20 protein-coding genes and 1 pseudogene are annotated in these 19,574 nt (G+C 72.6%); 16 read left to right on the top strand and 5 right to left on the bottom strand.

Going from position 1 to position 19,574, the window contains the following annotated elements:
* Nucleotides 1-80 precede the first annotated feature (80 nt).
* Entirely contained in the window at nucleotides 81-878 is a 798-nt protein-coding gene (locus J3486_RS37755; protein WP_207828383.1) for an IclR family transcriptional regulator, read from the bottom strand.
* 113 nt (nucleotides 879-991) lie between these two features.
* On the opposite strand from J3486_RS37755, the gene J3486_RS37750 reads away from it, so the two are divergent.
* The 9 genes and pseudogenes from J3486_RS37750 to J3486_RS37710 form a co-directional block, all read left to right on the top strand.
* Nucleotides 992-1,954: a 5-dehydro-4-deoxyglucarate dehydratase gene (locus J3486_RS37750; RefSeq protein ID WP_207828381.1), complete on the top strand. Its 963-nt coding sequence runs from the start codon at nucleotides 992-994 to the stop codon at nucleotides 1,952-1,954.
* Nucleotides 1,951-3,249, top strand: coding sequence for a glucarate dehydratase family protein (locus tag J3486_RS37745; protein ID WP_207828379.1), 1,299 nt, complete (start codon nucleotides 1,951-1,953; stop codon nucleotides 3,247-3,249). Before J3486_RS37750 ends, J3486_RS37745 begins: the two co-directional genes overlap by 4 nt.
* A gap of 156 nt (nucleotides 3,250-3,405) precedes the next feature.
* Nucleotides 3,406-4,566 carry a PfkB family carbohydrate kinase gene (locus J3486_RS37740; RefSeq protein ID WP_229379226.1) on the top strand — a complete coding sequence of 387 codons (1,161 nt, stop codon included), beginning with the start codon at nucleotides 3,406-3,408 and terminating at the stop codon, nucleotides 4,564-4,566.
* A gap of 253 nt (nucleotides 4,567-4,819) precedes the next feature.
* Entirely contained in the window at nucleotides 4,820-5,572 is a 753-nt protein-coding gene (locus J3486_RS37735; protein WP_207828376.1) for a GNAT family N-acetyltransferase, read from the top strand.
* A 139-nt stretch (nucleotides 5,573-5,711) separates the two neighbouring features.
* On the top strand, nucleotides 5,712-6,746 hold the full coding sequence (locus J3486_RS37730) for a PhoH family protein (protein WP_207828375.1): 1,035 nt from the start codon (nucleotides 5,712-5,714) through the stop codon (nucleotides 6,744-6,746).
* A gap of 15 nt (nucleotides 6,747-6,761) precedes the next feature.
* A complete protein-coding gene (ybeY, locus tag J3486_RS37725; protein WP_207828374.1) occupies nucleotides 6,762-7,259 on the top strand; it encodes an rRNA maturation RNase YbeY in 498 nt (165 codons plus the stop codon).
* On the top strand, nucleotides 7,256-8,539 hold the full coding sequence (locus J3486_RS37720) for a hemolysin family protein (RefSeq protein ID WP_207828373.1): 1,284 nt from the start codon (nucleotides 7,256-7,258) through the stop codon (nucleotides 8,537-8,539). The genes ybeY and J3486_RS37720 overlap by 4 nt, the downstream gene beginning before the upstream one ends.
* Nucleotides 8,536-8,892 carry an MmcQ/YjbR family DNA-binding protein gene (locus J3486_RS37715; protein ID WP_207828372.1) on the top strand — a complete coding sequence of 119 codons (357 nt, stop codon included), beginning with the start codon at nucleotides 8,536-8,538 and terminating at the stop codon, nucleotides 8,890-8,892. The genes J3486_RS37720 and J3486_RS37715 overlap by 4 nt, the downstream gene beginning before the upstream one ends.
* 305 nt (nucleotides 8,893-9,197) lie before the next feature.
* A pseudogene (locus J3486_RS37710) lies at nucleotides 9,198-9,329 on the top strand (XRE family transcriptional regulator); the annotation flags it as partial.
* Between the two features lie 7 nt (nucleotides 9,330-9,336).
* Here the strand turns inward: J3486_RS37710 and J3486_RS37705 are convergent.
* A complete protein-coding gene (locus J3486_RS37705; RefSeq protein WP_207828371.1) occupies nucleotides 9,337-10,314 on the bottom strand; it encodes a zinc-binding dehydrogenase in 978 nt (325 codons plus the stop codon).
* A 186-nt stretch (nucleotides 10,315-10,500) separates the two neighbouring features.
* Here J3486_RS37705 and J3486_RS37700 point away from each other — a divergent pair, with 186 nt between their 5' ends.
* The 5 genes from J3486_RS37700 (at nucleotide 10,501) to J3486_RS37680 (ending at nucleotide 14,829) form a co-directional block, all read left to right on the top strand.
* The gene (locus J3486_RS37700; protein WP_207828370.1) at nucleotides 10,501-10,854 is read left to right on the top strand and encodes a cytidine deaminase; all 354 of its coding nucleotides are present in this window, start codon (nucleotides 10,501-10,503) and stop codon (nucleotides 10,852-10,854) included.
* 385 nt (nucleotides 10,855-11,239) lie between these two features.
* Nucleotides 11,240-11,617, top strand: coding sequence for a transglycosylase family protein (locus tag J3486_RS44520; RefSeq protein ID WP_307805106.1), 378 nt, complete (start codon nucleotides 11,240-11,242; stop codon nucleotides 11,615-11,617).
* A 382-nt stretch (nucleotides 11,618-11,999) separates the two neighbouring features.
* Nucleotides 12,000-12,473 (top strand): hypothetical protein, encoded by a 474-nt coding sequence (locus J3486_RS37690; protein ID WP_207828366.1) that lies wholly within the window; start codon nucleotides 12,000-12,002, stop codon nucleotides 12,471-12,473.
* The gene (locus tag J3486_RS37685) at nucleotides 12,470-13,804 is read left to right on the top strand and encodes a beta-xylosidase (RefSeq protein ID WP_207828365.1); all 1,335 of its coding nucleotides are present in this window, start codon (nucleotides 12,470-12,472) and stop codon (nucleotides 13,802-13,804) included. The genes J3486_RS37690 and J3486_RS37685 overlap by 4 nt, the downstream gene beginning before the upstream one ends.
* A gap of 38 nt (nucleotides 13,805-13,842) precedes the next feature.
* The gene (locus J3486_RS37680) at nucleotides 13,843-14,829 is read left to right on the top strand and encodes a WxL protein peptidoglycan domain-containing protein (RefSeq protein WP_307805105.1); all 987 of its coding nucleotides are present in this window, start codon (nucleotides 13,843-13,845) and stop codon (nucleotides 14,827-14,829) included.
* A 66-nt stretch (nucleotides 14,830-14,895) separates the two neighbouring features.
* Here J3486_RS37680 and J3486_RS37675 read toward each other — a convergent pair whose 3' ends face one another.
* Together J3486_RS37675 and J3486_RS37670 are read right to left on the bottom strand one after the other, a co-directional pair.
* Nucleotides 14,896-15,234 (bottom strand): P-II family nitrogen regulator, encoded by a 339-nt coding sequence (locus J3486_RS37675; RefSeq protein ID WP_207828364.1) that lies wholly within the window; start codon nucleotides 15,232-15,234, stop codon nucleotides 14,896-14,898.
* The gene (locus J3486_RS37670) at nucleotides 15,231-16,544 is read right to left on the bottom strand and encodes an ammonium transporter (protein ID WP_207828363.1); all 1,314 of its coding nucleotides are present in this window, start codon (nucleotides 16,542-16,544) and stop codon (nucleotides 15,231-15,233) included. Before J3486_RS37670 ends, J3486_RS37675 begins: the two co-directional genes overlap by 4 nt.
* Nucleotides 16,545-16,663: 119 nt before the next feature.
* Between J3486_RS37670 and era the strand changes: the two genes are divergently transcribed.
* A complete protein-coding gene (gene era, locus J3486_RS37665; RefSeq protein WP_374194819.1) occupies nucleotides 16,664-17,626 on the top strand; it encodes a GTPase Era in 963 nt (320 codons plus the stop codon).
* Nucleotides 17,627-17,658: 32 nt separating this feature from the next.
* On the opposite strand, the gene J3486_RS37660 is transcribed toward era, so the two are convergent.
* Complete coding sequence (locus tag J3486_RS37660) at nucleotides 17,659-18,501, bottom strand: helix-turn-helix transcriptional regulator (protein ID WP_207828361.1); 843 nt, start codon at nucleotides 18,499-18,501, stop codon at nucleotides 17,659-17,661.
* Nucleotides 18,502-18,639: 138 nt separating this feature from the next.
* Between J3486_RS37660 and J3486_RS37655 the strand changes: the two genes are divergently transcribed.
* Complete coding sequence (locus J3486_RS37655) at nucleotides 18,640-19,494, top strand: NAD(P)-dependent oxidoreductase (protein ID WP_207828360.1); 855 nt, start codon at nucleotides 18,640-18,642, stop codon at nucleotides 19,492-19,494.
* Nucleotides 19,495-19,574: the final 80 nt, after the last annotated feature.

Below are 19,574 nucleotides of genomic sequence, written 5' to 3'. Positions count from 1 at the left end.
AAGGCGGGGCCTTGTGACCTGAGACACATGTGGTTTGGGGGTGGTTCGGCCGGGTAGTCGAGGTGCTTTTCGCTGGTGGTTCAGCGCCAGTCGGGGGCGCCCGGAGCCCCGTGACGGGCCGCCGATTCGATCTTCGAGCGGATCTCGCGCATGACCGCCACGATGCGTTCTTCGTGCTCCGGAGTCAGTCGCGCGACCGGCACCGAACAGCTGATCGCGTCGTGCGCGGGCAGGGCGTAGCGCAGCGCGAAACCGAAGCCGACGATGCCGGTGACGCCCTCCTCGCGGTCGATCGAGTGGCCGCGGGCGCGGGTGGCCGCGAGATCGGCGGCGAGCGCCTCGCGGGTGGTGCGGGTGTTCTCGGTGGCGCGGGGGTACGGGCCGGGCGGCAGCGCGTCGTCGGACCGCTCGGCGAGCAGCGCCTTGCCGAGCGCGCCGACGTTCGCGGGCAGCCGGCGGCCGACGCGGCTGATCGTGCGCAGGTACTCGTGCGACTCGCGGGTGGCGAGATAGGCGACGTCGAAACCGTCGAGGCGGCCCAGGTGGATCGTCTCGCCGAGCGCCCCCGACGCCTCGTCGAGGAAGGGGCGCGCGGTGCGCACGTACGGGTCCGTGTCGAGGTAGCTGGTACCGGTCAGCAGGGCGTGGATGCCGATGCCGTACAGCGAGCCGGTGACGTCCGTGCGCACCCAGCCGCGTGCGATCAGTGTCTGCAGCAGCGCGTACATGGAGCTGCGCGGCACCGCCAGTTCGTCGGCGAGCTCCTGGAGGCGGGCCGGGCGGTCGCCGCGGGCGGCGAGCACCTCCAGCAGCTCGACGGTGCGGGCCGCGGACTTCACCTCGCGGACGCCATGGGCCTGTTCCTCGCGCTCTGACATGGGCCGATCGTAAGCCGAGCCGGAAGCGGGGGAGCCCGCCCCATTGACGGCTCCCGTCCGCGTACCTAATCTCCATCTACATGTGTGGACAGCATCTACGTACGGAGACAGCTATGGAGGCGGTTGCCGAAGTGGCGGCGCGGCTGCGCGAGGGCATGGCGAACGGCGTGCTCTCGTTCCCGCTGACCAGCTTCCGCGCCGACGGCTCGCTCGACCTCGACGCCTTCCGGGAGTACGTCGCCGCCCAGGTGGCCACCGGGCCCGGCGCGGTCTTCCCGGCCTGCGGCACCGGCGAGTTCTTCTCCCTCGACGAGGACGAGTACCGCCAGGTCGTCGCGGTCACCGTCGAGGAGGCCGCGGGCCGTGTGCCTGTCGTCGCCGGAGTCGGCTACGGATGGGCGCAGGCCGCCCGCTTCGCCCGCATCGCCGAGGAGGCGGGCGCCGACGCACTGCTCGTGCTGCCGCACTACCTGGTGCGCGGGCCGCAGAGCGGGCTCGTCGCGCAGGTCGGGCAGATCGCCGCCCGCACCGCGCTGCCGGTCATCGTCTACCAGCGCGACCAGGTCGCCTTCGGCGTCGACGCGCTGACCCGGATCGCCGCGCTGCCGAACGTCATCGGGCTCAAGGACGGCCACAGCGACCTCGACCGGCTCCAGCGGCTCACCCTCGCCGCGCCCGACGACTTCCTCTTCTTCAACGGCGCCGCCACCGCCGAGATCCAGGCCCGCGCCTACGCGGCCGTGGGCTGCGCCGCCTACTCCTCGGCCGTGCACGCCTTCGCCCCCGAGATCGCCGCCGCGTTCTTCACCGCCCTGCACGAGGCCGACCACACCCGGGTGGACCGTCTCCTGCGGGAGTTCTACGTCCCCTTCGTCGAGATCCGCGACCGGGTCCCCGGCTACGGCGTCTCGCTCGTCAAGGCCGCCGCCCGGCTGCGCGGCCGCCCCGTCGGCCCGGTCCGCGCCCCGCTCGCCGACCCCACTGCGGCCGACCTCGCCGACCTGGAACAGGTCCTCGCCGCCGGACTCGCTCTCGTACCGCCCGCCCGACCCGCTGTCGCTGGAGCCGCCCGATGACCGCAGACCTCACCATCGCCGACGTCCGCCTCACTCCGATCCTCGTCGCGGACCCGCCGCTCCTGAACACGCAGGGCCTGCACCAGCCGTACACGCCCCGGCTCATCGTCGAGGTCGTCACGGCCGACGGTGTCACCGGTGTCGGCGAGACGTACGGCGACACCAAGTACCTGGAGCTGGCCCGGCCCTTCGCCGAGAAACTGACAGGCCGTCAAGTCAGCGACTTCAACGGCCTGTTCACGATCGCCGGCGAGGTCGCGGTGGACGACGCGCGCGTCGACAACCAGGTCGACGTCGGCGGCCTGCGCGGCGTCCAGACCGCCGACAAGCTGCGCCTGTCCGTCGTCTCCGGCTTCGAGGTGGCCTGTCTCGACGCGCTCGGCAAGGCGCTCGGCCTGCCCGTGCACGCCCTGCTCGGCGGCAAGGTCCGCGACGCCGTCGAGTACAGCGCGTACCTCTTCTACAAGAACGCGCACCACCCCGAGGGCATCGCGAGCGAGCAGGACGACTGGGGCGCCGCCCTCGACCCGGCCGGGATCGTCGCCCAGGCCCGCCTCTTCCACGAGCGCTACGGCTTCGAGTCGTTCAAGCTCAAGGGCGGCTGCTTCGAGCCCGACCAGGAGATCGCCGCCGTCAAGGCCCTCGCCGAGGCCTTCCCCGGCAAGCCGCTGCGTCTCGACCCCAACGGCGCCTGGTCCGTGGAGACTTCGCTCAAGGTCGCCGACGAGCTGCGCGACGTACTGGAGTACCTGGAGGACCCCGCCCTCGGCACGCCCGCCATGGCCGAGGTCGCCGCGAAGGCCGGGGTGCCGCTCGCCACCAACATGTGCGTGACGACGTTCGCGGAGATCAAGGAGGCGTTCACGACGGGCGCCGTCCAGGTGGTGCTCTCCGACCACCACTACTGGGGCGGCCTGCGCAACACCCAGCAACTCGCCGCGATCTGCCGCACGTTCGGCGTCGGGGTGTCCATGCACTCCAACACCCACCTCGGCATCAGCCTCGCCGCGATGACCCACGTCGCGGCCACCGTCCCGGGCCTCCACCACGCCTGCGACTCCCACTACCCGTGGCAGTCCGAGGACGTCCTGACCGAACGCCTCACCTTCGAGGACGGCAAGGTCACCGTCCGCGACGCACCCGGCCTCGGCGTCGAGCTCGACCGCGCCAAGGTCGAGGCCCTGCACCAGCGGTGGCTCGACGAGACGTACGCCCATCTGCGCGACCGCGACGACGCCGCGGCGATGCGCGTCCTCGACCCGGAGTGGGTCACCCCGTCGGTCCCGCGCTGGTGACGCCCTTGTCGCTCGTCATCGCCTCCGTGCACCTGTCGGGTGTCGGGACACCTCTGCGACCGGCCCGGGTGCGCCCCGGCGGCCCCGGACGCCACGGCCCACCGGATCACGGCCCGCCCGGAACCCGGCACCGTATGAGCGCCGCATGACGTACTGATGTCAACCCCCGTGGTGCGGGCCCGTGTCGTGCACACTGTGCGGACCCGTACCACGCAGGGAGCATCCGTGACCCGCAACGACCGGCCCCGCACCGACCCCCTGGCCGCACTCCGCGCCCCCGGCGACCCGGCCTGCGACGTCTATCTGACCGGCACCGTCTTCCTCGACATCATCTTCACGGGCCTCGACTCGGCGCCCGTGCGCGGCACCGAGTCCTGGGCGCGCGGCATGGGATCGAGCCCCGGCGGCATCGCCAACATGGCCGCCGCGCTCGCCCGGCTCGGCCTGCGCACCTCGCTCGCCGCCGCCTTCGGGGACGACCACTACGGCGAGTACTGCTGGGACACCCTCGAACAGGGCGAGGGCATCGACCTCAGCCACTCGCGCACCGTCCCCGGCTGGCACTCGCCGGTCACCGTCTCCATGGCGTACGAGGGCGAACGCACCATGGTCAGCCACGGCCACGAGCCGCCGCCGCAGCAACCGGCGCCGCGCTGTCCGCCGCCCGCCCGCGCCGCCGTCGCCTCCCTCACCCCCGGCGCCGCCGCCCCCTGGGTCGGCCAGGCCGCCCGGGGCGGCACCCGGATCTTCGCCGACGTCGGCTGGGACGACACCGGCGCCTGGGACCTCGCCGCACTGCCCGACCTCGCGCAGTGCGAGGCGTTCCTGCCCAACGCCGAGGAGGCGATGCGCTACACCCGCACCTCCTGTCCCCGCGCCGCCGCGCACGCCCTCACCAAGCACGTGCCCGTCGCTGTCGTGACCCTGGGCGCCGAGGGCGCGTACGCCGTCGACGGCCGCACCGGCGAGACCGCCTCCGTCCCCGCCATCGAGGTCGAGGCCCTCGACCCGACCGGCGCCGGAGACGTCTTCGTCGCCGGGTTCGTCACCGGCACCCTCGCCGGCTGGCCCCTCGCGGACCGCCTCGCCTTCGCCGGCCTCACCGCCGCCCTCTCCGTCCAGGACTTCGGCGGCTCGCTCTCCGCCCCCGGCTGGTCGGAGATCGCCGCCTGGTGGCGGCAGGTCAGGTCGTACGAGAACCAGGACCTGGCCGCGCTCCAGCGGTACGCCTTCCTGGGCCCGCTGCTGCCGGAGACGTCACGCCCGTGGCCGCTGCGCCGTGCGGTGCCGACGATCGGGTTCGGCAGGTCCGCGTAAAACACCTTGTGGGGGTGGCGGTGACCGTGCGACATTGGCGGCCGCCGTCACCCGACGGCCACCCGTACTTCCTCCCGAAGGACTGAAGCCCATGATCCCGGCGACCCCCAGCGGCCGCTGTCGGCACTGAGCTCCGCGCATCCGCGTTCGCACGCTTCTGCGTCTCTGCGTTCCTCGCGGAGCTCTCTCCTCACGGCGGCCCCACGCACGCGTCTCCACCCGCCTGCTCACACGTGAGGACACCATCACCGTCATGGACTCGGACGTCCAGCTCTTCACCGTCGCCCACCTGCGCCGCCGCCCGGCGCCCGTGGAGACCGGTGGCTTCGTGCTCGGCTTCGACCCCGGCACCACCAGCCCCTACGTCAACTACGCCACCCCGCTGCCCGGTTGCGACCCCACGGCGGCCGACGTGGCGGCGCTGATCGCCGCGTTCCGCGAGCGGGACCTGGTGCCCCGCCTGGAGTTCGCGCCGGACGCCGCGCCCGCGGCCGCCGCCGCGCTCACCGCCGCGGGCTTCGTGCCCGAGGCCGAGCACACGTACCTGGTCTGCACGCCGGACACGCTCGCCGTGCCGCCGTCGGGCCCGGCCGTGGAGGCCCCGGTCACCGACGACGACTACACAGAGCTCGACGCGGCCCTCGCCGAGGCGTTCAGCGGCGAGTTCGCGTCGTCGCCGCAGGGCGCGGCCCGGCTGCGCCGCACCGCCGAGTCGGGCGGCGCCGTCCGCCTCGTACGGGCCGCGGACGGCAGCGTCGCGGGCGGCGCCCTGTGCAGCGCCCCCGCCGTCGGCACCGCCGAGCTCGCCGGCGTCGGCACCCGCCCCGCCCACCGCGGCCGGGGCATCGCCGCCGCCGTCACCGCCGACCTCGCCCGCACCCTGCTGCACGAGCGCGGGGCGTCGTCGGTGTGGCTGGAGTACGGCGGCCAGGACTCGCGGCGCGTCTACGAACGCGTCGGGTTCCGGCCGACCGGCACCCGCCTGTACACCCGGCTCGAAGCCTGACCGGAGCGCCGCCGGGGCCCGTCACGTGGGCCCCGGCCGTATCCGGAAACCCACTCGGCGTTGTCATATCCGCGCCGTACCCTTGGCGGTGTAACAGCCGTCCTGTTCGGGAGGAAGCAGAGGGCCACCGGCCCGGCTCATGACGCAGACACCATCCAGCGCCCGCGCGCGGTTCACCGTCCCGGCCAAGCACCCCATGGTCGAGGTCCTGGGGTCGGGGGACGCGCTGCTGCGAGTGATCGAGAGGGCCTTCCCGGAGGCCGACATCCACGTCCGGGGCAACGAGATCAGTGCGACCGGAGAGCCCGCCGAAGTGGCCCTCGTCCAGCGCCTGTTCGACGAGATGATGCTGGTCCTGAGGACGGGAGCACCGATGACCGAGGACGCCGTGGAGCGCTCCATCGCGATGCTGAAGGCGACGCAGAACGGGGAGGGCGACGGCTCGGAGACCCCCGCCGAGGTCCTCACCCAGAACATCCTCTCCTCACGCGGCCGCACCATCCGCCCCAAGACGCTCAACCAGAAGCGGTACGTCGACGCGATCGACAAGCACACGATCGTCTTCGGCATCGGCCCGGCGGGCACCGGTAAGACCTACCTCGCCATGGCGAAGGCGGTCCAGGCCCTCCAGTCCAAGCAGGTCAACCGGATCATCCTGACCCGCCCCGCGGTGGAGGCCGGCGAGCGCCTCGGCTTCCTGCCCGGCACCCTCTACGAGAAGATCGACCCGTATCTGCGCCCGCTGTACGACGCGCTGCACGACATGCTCGACCCGGACTCGATCCCGCGCCTGATGGCGGCGGGGACGATCGAGGTGGCGCCGCTGGCGTACATGAGGGGTCGCACGCTCAATGACGCCTTCATCATCCTGGACGAGGCCCAGAACACGAGCCCCGAGCAGATGAAGATGTTCCTCACCCGCCTCGGCTTCGACTCGAAGATCGTGATCACGGGTGACGTGACGCAGGTCGACCTGCCGAACGGCACGAAGAGCGGTCTGCGCCAGGTCCAGGACATCCTGGACGGCGTGGACGACGTGCACTTCTCGCGCCTGTCGTCCCAGGATGTCGTCCGGCACAAGCTGGTCGGCCGTATCGTCGACGCGTACGAGAAGTACGACACCGAGCACGGTACGGAGAACGGCACCCACAAGGGCCGCCCCCGAGGGAAGTAGAGAACCAACAGCGCCATGTCGATCGACGTCAACAACGAGTCCGGAACCGAGGTCGACGAGCAGGCGATCCTCGACATCGCCCGCTACGCACTCGCGCGGATGCGCATCCACCCGCTCTCCGAGCTCTCGGTGATCGTCGTGGACGCCGACGCCATGGAGCAGCTCCACGTGCAGTGGATGGACCTGCCGGGGCCGACCGATGTCATGTCCTTCCCGATGGACGAACTGCGTCCGCCGGCCAAGGACGACGAGGAGCCCCCGCAGGGCCTGCTCGGCGACATCGTGCTCTGCCCCGAGGTCGCCACCAAGCAGGGCGCCGAGGCGCCGACGCAGCACTCCATGGACGAGGAGCTCCAGCTGCTCACCGTCCACGGAGTGCTGCACCTGCTGGGCTACGACCACGAGGAGCCCGACGAGAAGGCCGAGATGTTCGGTCTCCAGGCCGCCATCGTGGACGGCTGGCGCGCGGAGAAGGGGATGGAGGGCCCGTCCCCGGCCCCGACCGTGTCATGAGTTTCTCGTTGATCGCGGGCGCCGTCGCCCTGGTCGTCGTCGCGTGGCTGGCGGCGTGCGCCGAGGCGGGCATCGCCCGTACCTCCAGCTTCCGCGCCGAGGAGGCCGTCCGGTCCGGGCGGCGCGGCAGCGCGAAGCTCGCGCAGGTCGCCGCCGACCCGACCCGCTATCTCAATGTCGCGCTCCTTGTGCGCGTGGCCTGCGAGATGGCGGCGGCCGCCCTGGTCACGTACGCGTGCCTGGAGGAGTTCAGCGCGACCTGGCAGGCGCTGCTCGTGGCGATCGGCGTGATGGTGCTGGTGTCGTACGTGGCGGTCGGGGTCTCCCCGCGCACCATCGGCCGCCAGCACCCGCTGAACACGGCGACGGCGGCCGCGTACGTCCTGCTGCCGCTGGCCCGCATCATGGGCCCGATCCCGCCCCTGCTGATCCTGATCGGTAACGCGCTGACGCCCGGCAAGGGCTTCCGCCGCGGCCCGTTCGCCTCCGAGGCCGAGCTGCGCGCCATGGTCGACCTCGCTGAGAAGGAGTCGCTGATCGAGGACGAGGAGCGCCGCATGGTGCACTCCGTCTTCGAGCTCGGCGACACGCTGGTCCGCGAGGTCATGGTCCCGCGCACCGACCTGATCGTCATCGAGCGCTACAAGACGATCCGCCAGGCCCTCACCCTCGCCCTGCGCTCCGGTTTCTCCCGCATCCCGGTCGTCGGCGAGAGCGAGGACGACGTCGTCGGCATCGTCTACCTGAAGGACCTGGTCAGGAAGACGCACATCAACCGGGACTCCGAGGCCGAGCTGGTCTCCACCGCGATGCGCCCGGCCACCTTCGTCCCGGACACCAAGAACGCGGGCGACCTGCTGCGCGAGATGCAGCAGCTGCGCAACCACGTGGCGGTCGTCATCGACGAGTACGGCGGCACCGCCGGCATCGTGACGATCGAGGACATCCTGGAGGAGATCGTCGGCGAGATCACCGACGAGTACGACCGTGAACTGCCGCCGGTGGAGGACCTCGGCGACGACCGCTACCGGGTCACGGCCCGCCTCGACATCACCGACCTCGGTGAGCTGTACGGCATCGAGGAGTACGACGACGAGGACGTGGAGACGGTCGGCGGACTCCTCGCCAAGGCGCTCGGCCGGGTCCCGATCGCGGGTGCCTCCGCGCTGGTGACGCTGCCCGACGAGCGGGAACTGCGGCTGACGGCGGAGGCCGCCGCGGGCCGCCGGAACAAGATCGTGACGGTGCTCGTGGAGCCGGTGGGGGAGCAGAGGACATGACACCTCAGGAGCTGCGCGCCCTGTGCCTGTCGTTCAACGCGGCGGTGGAGGACTTCCCGTTCAACGCGGAGACCTCGGTCTTCAAGGTGCTCGGCAAGATGTTCGCCCTGAGCACGCTGGACGCGCGGCCCCTGACGGTGAACCTGAAGTGCGACCCGGAGGACGCGCTCCGCCTCCGCCGGGAGCACGAGGGCCTCGTCGTGCCCGGCTGGCACATGAACAAGCGCCACTGGAACACGGTGAGCGCGGGCGACCTGCCGGACCGGTTCGTACGGGAACTGGTCGAGGACTCCTACGACCTGGTGGTGGCGGGGCTGCCGCGGGCGGAGCGCCTGAAGCTCGACCGGGCGTGAAGTCCCGGCGCGAGATGCGGGCGTGAAGTTCAGGCGTGCCACCAGGCATGCCGCGAAATGGCCCGACTGGGCCTCGCCAACGGCGGGGCTCAACGGCAAAATGGACTGAGGGTGCGCGACGACGCCACCGCTCCGGGCCGCCTACCAGGGAAACTCGGAACGGCAGCGCCTGTATGGAGCGCCCGCCGCTTTCGGCCCCGGCCTTTCGGTCGGGGCTGATCGCTGTCACACGAAGGGCAGAATCCACTCGACCACGATCTTGTGGATCCCTATGAGGAGATTGAGTGCGCCCTGGGCGCCGAACGAGGGTGCCGGCCCGCCGCGATCTGACCGTCGTCCTGCACACCCCGCTGCCGGAGGCGGACACCGCCGCCGAGCTGGAGTGGCCGGCCTCGCCCGAGGGGCGGCGCGGATCGGTGTACCCGGTGGCCGGGTGAGCCGCCGCTACCGGGGCCCCTCGATCCACGTCTTGCCCGGCTGGCGCCGGGCCTCGGCGAAGGCGCGCGGGGCGTCCTCGAAGGCGTACCGGTTCGTGAGCGCCACCGAAGGGCGGACGCGCTCCGCGATGACATCGTCCAGAGCCGCCCGGAAGTCGTGCGGGTGGTCGTAGATCAGCGAGCCGCGGATCGTGTACAGGCCGCGCACCACCTGCTCCATGGTGAGGGGGAGCGGCGCCGCGTCCAGACCGACCAGGGTGATCGTCGCGCCGGCGGCGAGCCGGGCGACGGCCGCCTCCAGGGCCTGGGCGACCCCCGTCGTCTCGTACAGCCACAGGAAGCCGTGGTCGTCGGCGCGGGCCGCGGTGGCGCCGAGTTCGACGGCGCGGGCCAGCCGCCCGGGGTGCAGTTCGATCATGACCGGTTCGATGCCGCGGGCCAGGAGGGACTGGCTGAGCAGCAGGCCCTGCGCGCCCGCGCCGAGGACCAGGGCCCGCTCGCCCTTGGTGATCTCGCTGCGCCGCACCGCCGTGCGCGCCACGACGAACGGCTCGAACGCGGCCAGGTCCTCAGGGGCCAGCTCCTCCGGTACGACGTGCGCGTACGCGGCCGGGACGGCGAAGCGCTCCGCGAGCAGCCCGGGGGAGTTCATCCCGACGATGGCGCGGCGCGCGCACGCCGAGGTGCGGCCGCGGCGGCAGTCGGCGCACTCCAGGCACGCGTAGTTCGGCTCGACGACGACCCGGCGCCCCACCTCGTGTCCGGTGACGGCCGGTCCGACGGAGACGATCCGGCCGAACGCCTCGTGCCCGACGACCCAGGGCGTGCCGGGGACGGCGCGATGGCCGTCGTGGAGGGAGAGGTCGGAGCCGCAGACGCCGAGCCCTTCGAGCGCCACGACGACGTCGCCGGGGCCCGCGACCGGTTCCGGCAGGTCGTCGACGACGGCGAGGTGGTGGGGGGCGGTGAGGACCGCGGCCTTCATACGGGCTCCTTCGGGATCCATCCTCGGCCGGCACGCGCCGCGTGCGCTGCGCCGCGCAGCTCTTGCGGTACTGGCGGTACTGGCAGCACCGCCAGTAATGTACGAACTGGTTAGTTATTAGGGTCACCGTAAGAACCGGGCGTCCCTGAGTCAAGCCGTCGCCCGGCGCCTCCTTATGCTCACTCCATGACTGACAGCACCGACCTCGGCCCCGAGGACCGCAAGATCGTCACCCTGGCCCGCTCCGCGCGGGCCCGCAACGGTGTGCCCGAGGGTGCCGCCGTGCGCGACGAGACCGGGCGCACCTACGTCGCGGGCACCGTCGCCCTCGACTCGCTGAAGCTGAGCGCGCTGCAGACCGCCGTCGCCATGGCGGTCGCGTCCGGCGCGCAGTCCCTGGAGGCGGCGGCCGTCGTCTCCGCCGTCGATGCCCTGCCGGGTGAGGATCTGGCGGCGGTGCGGGATCTGGGCGGGGCCGGGACCCCGGTGTTCCTGGCCGGCGCCGACGGCGAGGTGAAGGCCGCGCTGCAGGCCGGCTGACCGGGCCGGGCCGGCCGGGCGACCGGGCCGGCCGAGGGGGCGAGTGGGCTGGGTCACGCCAACTCGCCCTTTTCCTGCGGCGCTTGTCACACGAAAGCGCCCGGGGTGAGGACGCTCACGCCCGCCCCCGCCGGGGCCCGAGTACCCGGCGCGGGCGGGCGCCGTGCGTCGCGGCCGAGGCGGCGCGGGGAGCGGGTGGCGGGACCTTCGGCCCGGGACCGAAGTCCCGGCGATGCCGGCCGCGCGGCCGGGACCAAGGTCCCGCCCGGTGTGTCCTTCGCCTGCTGAGGGCGGGGGTGCGCAGCCGTCACGGTGGAGCGGTTGCCTGATGCGCCGGACCCCCGGCCCGGCGACCCTCCCCGTCCCCGAACAAAGGTTCCGCTTCGTGATCTCCGCCCTTCGCAACCCCGCCCGCTCCTCCCGTGTCCGCCGCCTGGCCGCCACCGCCGCCCTCGTCGGGGCGAGCGGCGCGATGGTCATCGCGGGCTCCGGTTCCGCGTCGGCCGCGACCGGTGCGTCCGCGTCCACCTGGAACCAGGTGGCGCAGTGCGAGGCCAGCGGCAACTGGGCCGCGAACACCGGCAACGGCTTCTACGGCGGCCTCCAGTTCACGCCGTCGACCTGGGCGGCCTACGGCGGCACCCAGTACGCCTCCTCGGCCCACCTGGCCACCCCGCAGGAGCAGATGAACGTCGCGAACTCCGTGCTCGCCGCGCAGGGCGCGAACGCCTGGCCGGTGTGCGGCGCCAAGGCCGGCCTGTAAGGCCCGCCCGAACCGTTCTTCCCACCCGGCCCCCGGCGCCCGTGCGCCGGGGGCCGCGTGCTTTCCGCACGGGACGACTCCCGTACACCTCTTGCGTCTTCACGGTTCCTGCGCATCAATGGACGTCCGCCCCGCGAGATGACGGGGCGTCAGAAATGCTCCGCGTGCTGCGCCGCACCCGCTCACGTGAACGATCTGCGTACGTCCCCCACGCCATCGCCCGCCGGTTCGGGCGACGGCACGTCGCGGTGCGCCGCGGGCGCGGCCGCCCGGCCGCGCCCCTGGACGTCGGCCCGTTCGCGGGCCGCAACGGGAAAGGGCTCCGATGAGGACGACATCGAGCACCAGATCAGGCAAGAGACCCCGGACGGCTTGCGGACCCATGGCCGCGGCGGCGCTCACGGCGGGCGCGCTGGCCGCGCTGAGCCTCGGCCTCGCCCCGGCCGCGGGCGCCGTCACCCCGCAGGTGGCCACCGTCGACGCCTCCTGCGGCATCTACGGCAGCGGCGAGGCGACCCTCACCGCGACCCAGAACGGGACCGCGGCCACCATGACCCTCAGCTCCATCGAGATCACCACCCCCGTGCACGTCGCCGCCGACACCATCCAGTCCACGCTCACCCTGGTGAAGTCGGGCACGTCCACGGGCACCACCGCCTTCTCCGGCACCCGCAACCCGGAGATGCAGGCCGGCAGCGGCGTCCAGGTCGGGCCGCTGGACGGCACCGTCGCGCCGGGCGACGTCCTGGAGGCGGGCGGCGGCTCGCTGAAGATGGTCATCGCCGGGATCACCGTCACCTGTTCGCTGACCGGGCCGCAGCAGCCCGGACCCTTCGTCTACGAGGCCGCGCGGTGAGGGCGGCCCCGGGACACCGCCGCTGGGCGCCGCTGCTCGGCACCGTCGCACTCCTCGCGTCGGCGGGCGGGGCGCTCGCCTGCCCGGCCGGAGCCGCCGCGGCCGACTCCACCGCCGTGGACTTCGCCACCCACTGCATCCCGCCCGCCATCGCCGGGCTCCCGCCGATCGACGGCACCACCACCGCCAAGGTCGAGGTCGACAACGCCGCGCCCAAGGTCGGCGACACCGTCACCGTCACGTACACCGTGGTCACCGCGGCCGCGAGCAACCCGACCGAGCTGGCGCTGCCCGCCGACATCATGACGCCGACCGGAAAGGTGCAGCTCACCGGCGCGCAGAGCGGTGAGGTCACGGTGGCGGGGCCGAAGAAGAACGACCCGGTGCCCGGCAAGGGCGTCTTCCCGTCGTTCTCCATGACCGGCACGTTCAAGGTCACCGAGCCGGGCGACATCAAGCTGTCGCCGGGCGACTACAACATCCACACCAGCTACATCATGGAGCTGGACACGCCCTGCACGGTCACGAACCCGCCCGCGCCCGTCTCGGAGACGATCACGGCCACCGGCAGCGGCACCCCGGTCAACGAGCGCACGATCTCGCTCGGCACCTCGTCCGGGAAGGCCGGCGACCGGGTGACCGTCACCGGGGCGAAGTTCACCCCGGTCACGGACGTGACGGTGGCCGGCTGGAACGGCACCGCGCCGACCGCCGACCGGATCACCGCGAAGTCGACGTCCACCGGCGACTTCACCTTCCGGCCCCAGATCAACGATCCGGCGACCGTCGGCATCGTGGCCTGGGAGGGCACCGGCTGGGACCCCGCGAACGGCGCGGGCCCGGCCGCCTACACCGTGATCACCGACAACCCGGTACCGGCGGACAGTCAGAAGCTGAACACCTCGGTGACCGCCGGAACGCTCTCGATGACCCAGGCCGGGGACACCGTCGCCATGAACGCGGTGAACTTCGGCGAGGGCGGCCGCTCGCGCGGCGACCTGAACGCGGTGACGGTCAAGGACTACCGCGGCGGCAGCGCCGGCTGGTCCCTGACCGGCAAGGTCACCGACTTCACCGGGCCCGGCGGGGCGACGATCGGCGCCGACAAGCTCGGCTGGACGCCGACCTGCGTCACCACCACGGGCAGCCCGAGCACCTGCAAGGCGGGCTCACCGGTGAACATCGGCTCCCAGGGGGCGACGCTCGCCTCGGCGCCGGACGCCGCGCACACCGGCGGTGAGTTCACCGCGGGGGCCCGGCTGTCGCTGAACGTCCCGCAGTTCACGCCGGCCGGCTCCTACTCGGCCGTGCTCACTCTGACGCTCACCTGACCGGGGTTCCGGCCCGCACCCGGAGGCTGGTCATCCCCGTGAACTCCCCTGCCCGCAGAACCGGTTACATCGCCCGTGCCGCCGTTGTCGTGCTTGCCGCGCTGCTGCTCGGCGTCCCCGCCGTCGCGCACGCCGCCGACAACGGGCGCTGGTCCGTGTACCCGTACGCCACCCAGCTCGGCAGCCGTCCCTACTTCGTACTCACCGCCGACCCCGGCACCACCGTCCGCGACAGGGTCGTCGTCGCCAACAAGGCGGCGGAGCCGGTCACGTTCCGCCTGTACGCCGCCGACGCCTACAACACGCCCCGGGACGGCGGCTTCGCCGTGCGGGACCGGACCGAGCAGCAGCGCGGGGTCGGGCGCTGGGTGCGGCTGCCGCGTACGAAGGTGAAGGTGCCCGCGCACGGCTCGGTCACCGTCCCCTTCTCGCTGCGGGTGCCGCCCGGGGCCGAACCGGGCGACCACCCCGGGGCGCTCGTCGCGCTCGACGAGCGGGTCGCGGACGCGGGCGGCGACGGGGCGGTGGCCGTCGGGGTGCGGCGGGCCGTCGGCGCCCGGGTCTATCTGCGGGTCGGCGGGCCCACCCTGCCCGCCGTGTCCGTGGAGGATCTGCGCATCGAGCAGAACCGGCCGGTCGTGCCGGGACTCGGCGCCAGTACCGCTGTCGTCTCGTACACCCTGCGCAACCGGGGCAACGTGACGCTCGATCCCGTGGTGAGCCTGCGGGCCGAGGGGCTGTTCGGGCGCACGCTGCTGTCGCGGACGCTGGACCGGGTGCCGTCCGAACTGCTGCCGGGGCAGAAGGTGCGGCTCACCGAGCGGTGGAGCGGGGCGCCGCAGTTCGACTGGGGCGACGTCACGGTGACCGCCAGCGCGCAGCGGACACGGGAATCGGGGCGGGTCGGGTTTGTCGCGGTGCCGTGGGTGGTGCTCGCCGTGGTGTTCGTGGGGGGAGTGGGGGTCGGGGTCGTGGCCCGGGTCCGGGTGCGGGCGCGACGTCGGCGGGGGGCCGTGGTGGGCTGAGGCCCTGGGGCCGCCCCCTCCCCTTCCCGTCCCACTCGGGGCCTCGCCCCTACGGGGCCCGGTCGCTCATACGGCGTCCGGGCCGCGCTCGCCCGTCCGTACCCGCACCACCGAGTCCACCGGGACCGCCCACACCTTGCCGTCGCCGATCTTGCCCGTGCGGGCCGCGCGGACGATCGCCTCCATCGCCGGCTCGGCGTCCTCGTCCGGGACCACGACCTCGATGCGGACCTTCGGGACCAGGTCGACCTGGTACTCGGCGCCGCGGTACACCTCGGTGTGGCCGCGCTGGCGCCCGTAGCCGCTGGCCTCGGTGACCGTCAGGCCGTGCACGCCCAGCTCCTGCAGGGCCGTCTTGACCTCGTCGAGGCGGAACGGCTTGACGACCGCGGTGATCAGCTTCATGGCGCGACCTTTCGGACAACGGGGGCGTGGGCGGGGTGCGTGGAGGCACTGAGGACGCCGTGATCGTACGCACTCTCCGCATGCACCGTCTGGTCCAGGCCCGTCAGCTCGTCCTCGGCCGCGGCCCGGAAGCCCATCAGCCGGTCGATCGCCTTGCCGATGCCGTACGTGACCAGGAACGTGTACGCCGCCACGACCACCACCGCGAGCGCCTGCTTGCCCAGCTGGCCGAAGCCGCCGCCGTAGAAGAACCCCTGCTTCGCCGTGGAGCCGGTCATCGCGGACGTCGCGAACAGGCCGATCAGGACCGTGCCGACCACACCGCCGGCGAAGTGCACGCCGACCACGTCGAGCGAGTCGTCGTAGTCGAACCGGAACTTCCAGGCCACCGCGTACGAGCAGACGACACCGGCCGCCAGGCCGACCACCGCCGCCCCGAGCACCCCGACCACCCCGCACGCGGGCGTGATCGCGACCAGGCCGGCCACCGCGCCGGACGCGGCACCGAACGTCGTGGGGTGCCCGTCGCGCTTCTGCTCCACGAACAGCCAGCCCAGCAGGCCCGTGCAGCCCGCGATCAGGGTGTTGAAGAGGGAGGCGGCGGCGAGGCCGTTCGCGCCGAGCGCCGAGCCGCCGTTGAAGCCGAGCCAGCCGAACCAGAGCAGCCCCGCGCCCATCAGCACCATCGGCAGGTTGTGCGGGCGCATGGCGTCCTTCTTGAAGCCGACGCGCGGGCCGAGCACCAGGCACAGGGCCAGGCCCGACGCGCCCGAGGCGATCTCCACGACCAGGCCGCCCGCGAAGTCGAGGGCCCCCAGGTGGTTCGCGATCCAGCCCCCGGGACCCCAGACCCAGTGGGCCACGGGAACGTATACGAGGAGCGTCCAGACGGGCACGAAGACCATCCACGCCCCGAACTTCGCACGGTCCGCGATCGAGCCGCTGATCAGCGCCGCCGTCAGGAACGCGAACGTCAGCTGGAAGGTCGTGAAGAGGAAGGTGGGGACCGTGCCGGTCACGTCGGACGGGCCGATGCCCGCCATCCCGGCGTGCGCGAGGTCGCCGATGACCCCCGCGAACGCGTCGTCGCCGAACGCGAGCGAGTACCCCGCGACCAGCCACACCACCGTCACGAGCGCGATCGACACAAAACTCATCATCAGCATGTTGAGCACGGACTTCGTGCGGACCATGCCGCCGTAGAAGAGGGCGAGGCCCGGTGTCATCAGGAGGACGAGCGCGGTGGCGGCGAGCAGCCAGGCGGTGTCGCCGGTGTCGAGGGCAGGGGCGGCCAGTGTCGTCGCGGTCATCGGGCCAGCGTCACCGGCCCGCGTTTCCGAATCTCTACCCGCGCGTTTCTTCCGTGTTTCGTGTTGCCAAGGTGTTACCGGGATCTCACGGTGCTGCGGCCCTCCGGACATCAGGGAGAATGGGCGGCATGAGCGCTCGTACCCAGCAGCCCCAGCCGTCCGAGGCCCCGTCGCACCGCGCCGGGTTCGCCTGCTTCGTCGGCCGCCCCAACGCGGGCAAGTCCACCCTGACGAACGCTCTGGTCGGCAAGAAGGTGGCCATCACCGCCGACCAGCCGCAGACCACGCGGCACACCGTGCGCGGCATCGTGCACCGCGAGGACGCCCAGCTGATCCTCGTGGACACCCCCGGACTCCACAAGCCGCGCACCCTGCTCGGCGAGCGGCTCAACGACGTGGTGCGCACCACCTGGGCCGAGGTCGACGTGATCGGCTTCTGCCTGCCCGCGAACGAGAAGCTCGGCCCCGGTGACAAGTTCATCGCCAAGGAGCTCGCGTCGATCAAGAAGACGCCGAAGATCGCGATCGTCACCAAGACCGACCTCGTCGACAGCAAGCGGCTCGCCGAGCAGCTCATCGCCATCGACCAGCTCGGCAAGGAGCTCGGCTTCGCATGGGCCGAGATCATCCCGGTCTCGGCGGTGGGCGACAAGCAGGTGGACCTGCTCGCCGACCTCATCGTGCCCCTCCTCCCCGAGGGCCCGGCGCTCTACCCGGAGGGCGACCTCACCGACGAGCCCGAGCAGGTCATGGTCGCCGAGCTGATCCGCGAGGCCGCGCTCGAAGGCGTACGGGACGAGCTGCCGCACTCCATCGCCGTCGTCGTCGAGGAGATGCTGCCGCGCGAGGGCCGCCCCGCCGACAAGCCCCTCCTGGACATCCACGCCTTCGTCTACATCGAGCGGCCCAGCCAGAAGGGCATCATCATCGGCCCGAAGGGCAAGCGCCTGAAGGACGTCGGCATCAAGTCCCGCAAGCAGATCGAGGCGCTGCTCGGCACGCCCGTCTACCTCGACCTGCACGTGAAGGTCGCCAAGGACTGGCAGCGCGACCCGCGCCAGCTGCGCAAGCTCGGCTTCTAGGGCGACACACGACCTGGCGGCTCCGCCCGTCCTCAGAGGTTCCGCGCGGGGCTGAGATCCTGCAGCCCTATGACCCGCAGCAGCTCAAGCCGCTCGTAGGTGTCCGTGCCCGGGCGCGCCGAGTGCACCACCAGGCACTGGCCGTGCCCCAGACCGTCGCCGAGCAGCACCTCGCAGTCGAGGTCCAGGGTGCCGACCACCGGGTGCAGGAAACGTTTCGGCGACGGGCGGCGCACCACGACCTCGTGGGACTGCCACAGCTCCTCGAACTCCCTTGACGCGGCACGGAGTTCGGCCACCAGGGCGGCCGGGCCCGGGTCGTCGGGGCGGGCCGCGGTGACCGCGCGCAGGCTCGCCACGTGGGAGCGGGCGTGCGCCTCGTGGTTCTCCGGCGGGAACAGGGCACGGGTCCCGGGCTGGGTGAACCAGCGCCGGATCAGGTTCACGCCGCGCAGATCGCCGCTCAGCGCGATCGACATCGTGTTCTGCGCGAGGCTCTCGCCCCAGTCGCTCAGCACCGACGCGGGCAGGTCGTGCAGCCGGTCCAGGATCATCAGTAGGCCCGGGCGGACGTGCCCGGACGAGGTGCCGGGCCGCGGCGGTTCCTCGCCCGCCAGATGGAACAGATGGTCGCGCTCGGTGTCCGTCAGGCGCAGCGCGCGGGCCAGCGCGGTGAGCATCTGCCGTGAGGGGTGCGAGCCGCGGCGCTGTTCGAGCCGGGTGTAGTAGTCCGTCGACATCCCGGCGAGCTGGGCCACCTCCTCGCGGCGCAGGCCGGGGGTACGGCGCCGGGAGCCTTCGGCCAGGCCCACGTCGGAGGGGCTCAGTCGGGTGCGGGCGCGGCGCAGGAAGTCGGCGAGTTCGGCTCGGTTCACCTTTTCAGGATCGCTCGGGACCGGGCGCGCATCCAGTACGCAGCCAGGGAGTGCCGGTCCCTGGATAACCGCGTCTCTCCCGTCGCACGCGTCTGCGGCGCAGGCTGCTCGCATGGCTACGACGACGAGGAGGCGGCCATGCTGACGTTGGTGACCGGAGCGACGGGACAGGTCGGACGGCGGTTCGTGCCGCGGCTGCTGCAGGGCGCGGCGCCGGGGGAGCGGGTGCGGGTCCTGGTACGGGACGAGGCGCGCGGGGAGCGGTTCGCCGAGCTCGGCGCGGAGGTGGTGGTCGGGGATCTGCGGGACGCGGAGGCGCTCGGCAAGGCGACGGCCGGGGCGGATGCCGTGGTCAACGTCGCGGCGGCGTTCCGCGGGGTGCCGGACGAGGAGGCGCGGGCCGTGAACCGGGACGCCGCGATCGAGCTCGGGCGGGCCGCGGTGGCGTCGGGGGTGCGGCGGTTCGTGCAGGTCAGTACGGGGCTCGTGTACGGGGCCGGGCGGGGCCGGCCGCTGGTCGAGACGGACGCGTCGGTGCCCGGCGGGCACATGTGGGGCGCGTACCCCGAGTCGAAGGCGGCGGCGGAGCGGGCTCTGTCCGCGCTGGAGGGCCTCGACGATCTGCGGATCGGACGGCTGCCGTTCGTGTACGGCGACGGGGATCCGCACCTGTCCGACGCCATGCGGTGGGCTCCGCAGTGGCCCGCGACGCAGCGGCTGCACATGGGGCATCACGCGGATGTGGCGCAGGGGCTGCGGCGGCTGCTGTACGTGCCGGGCGCGTCCGGGGTCTACAACATCGCGGACGACGCTCCGGTGACGACGGTGGACCTTTTCCAGCTGAACGGGGTCGAGGTGCCGGACGCGCTCTACGACAAGGTGGACCCGGACCCCTGGTACGGCGTGATGTCGACCGCCCGCATCCGCCGGGAACTGGGGTTCCGGCCGCTGTATCCGTCGGTGTGGACGGCGCTGGACGCGGGCGCGCTTTAGCCGTGGCCCGTCAGGGCCGCGCGTCTGTGTCGATGTGCGGCTCCGCCGCGCGGGCGCGACGGGCTGTGGTCGTTGCCCCG

The organism is Streptomyces sp. VRA16 Mangrove soil, assembly GCF_017377775.1.
Classification (GTDB): Bacteria; Actinomycetota; Actinomycetes; order Streptomycetales; family Streptomycetaceae; genus Streptomyces.
The sequence above is the reverse complement of the archived record's forward strand: the minus strand, read 5'-3'. Positions and strand labels throughout refer to the sequence as shown.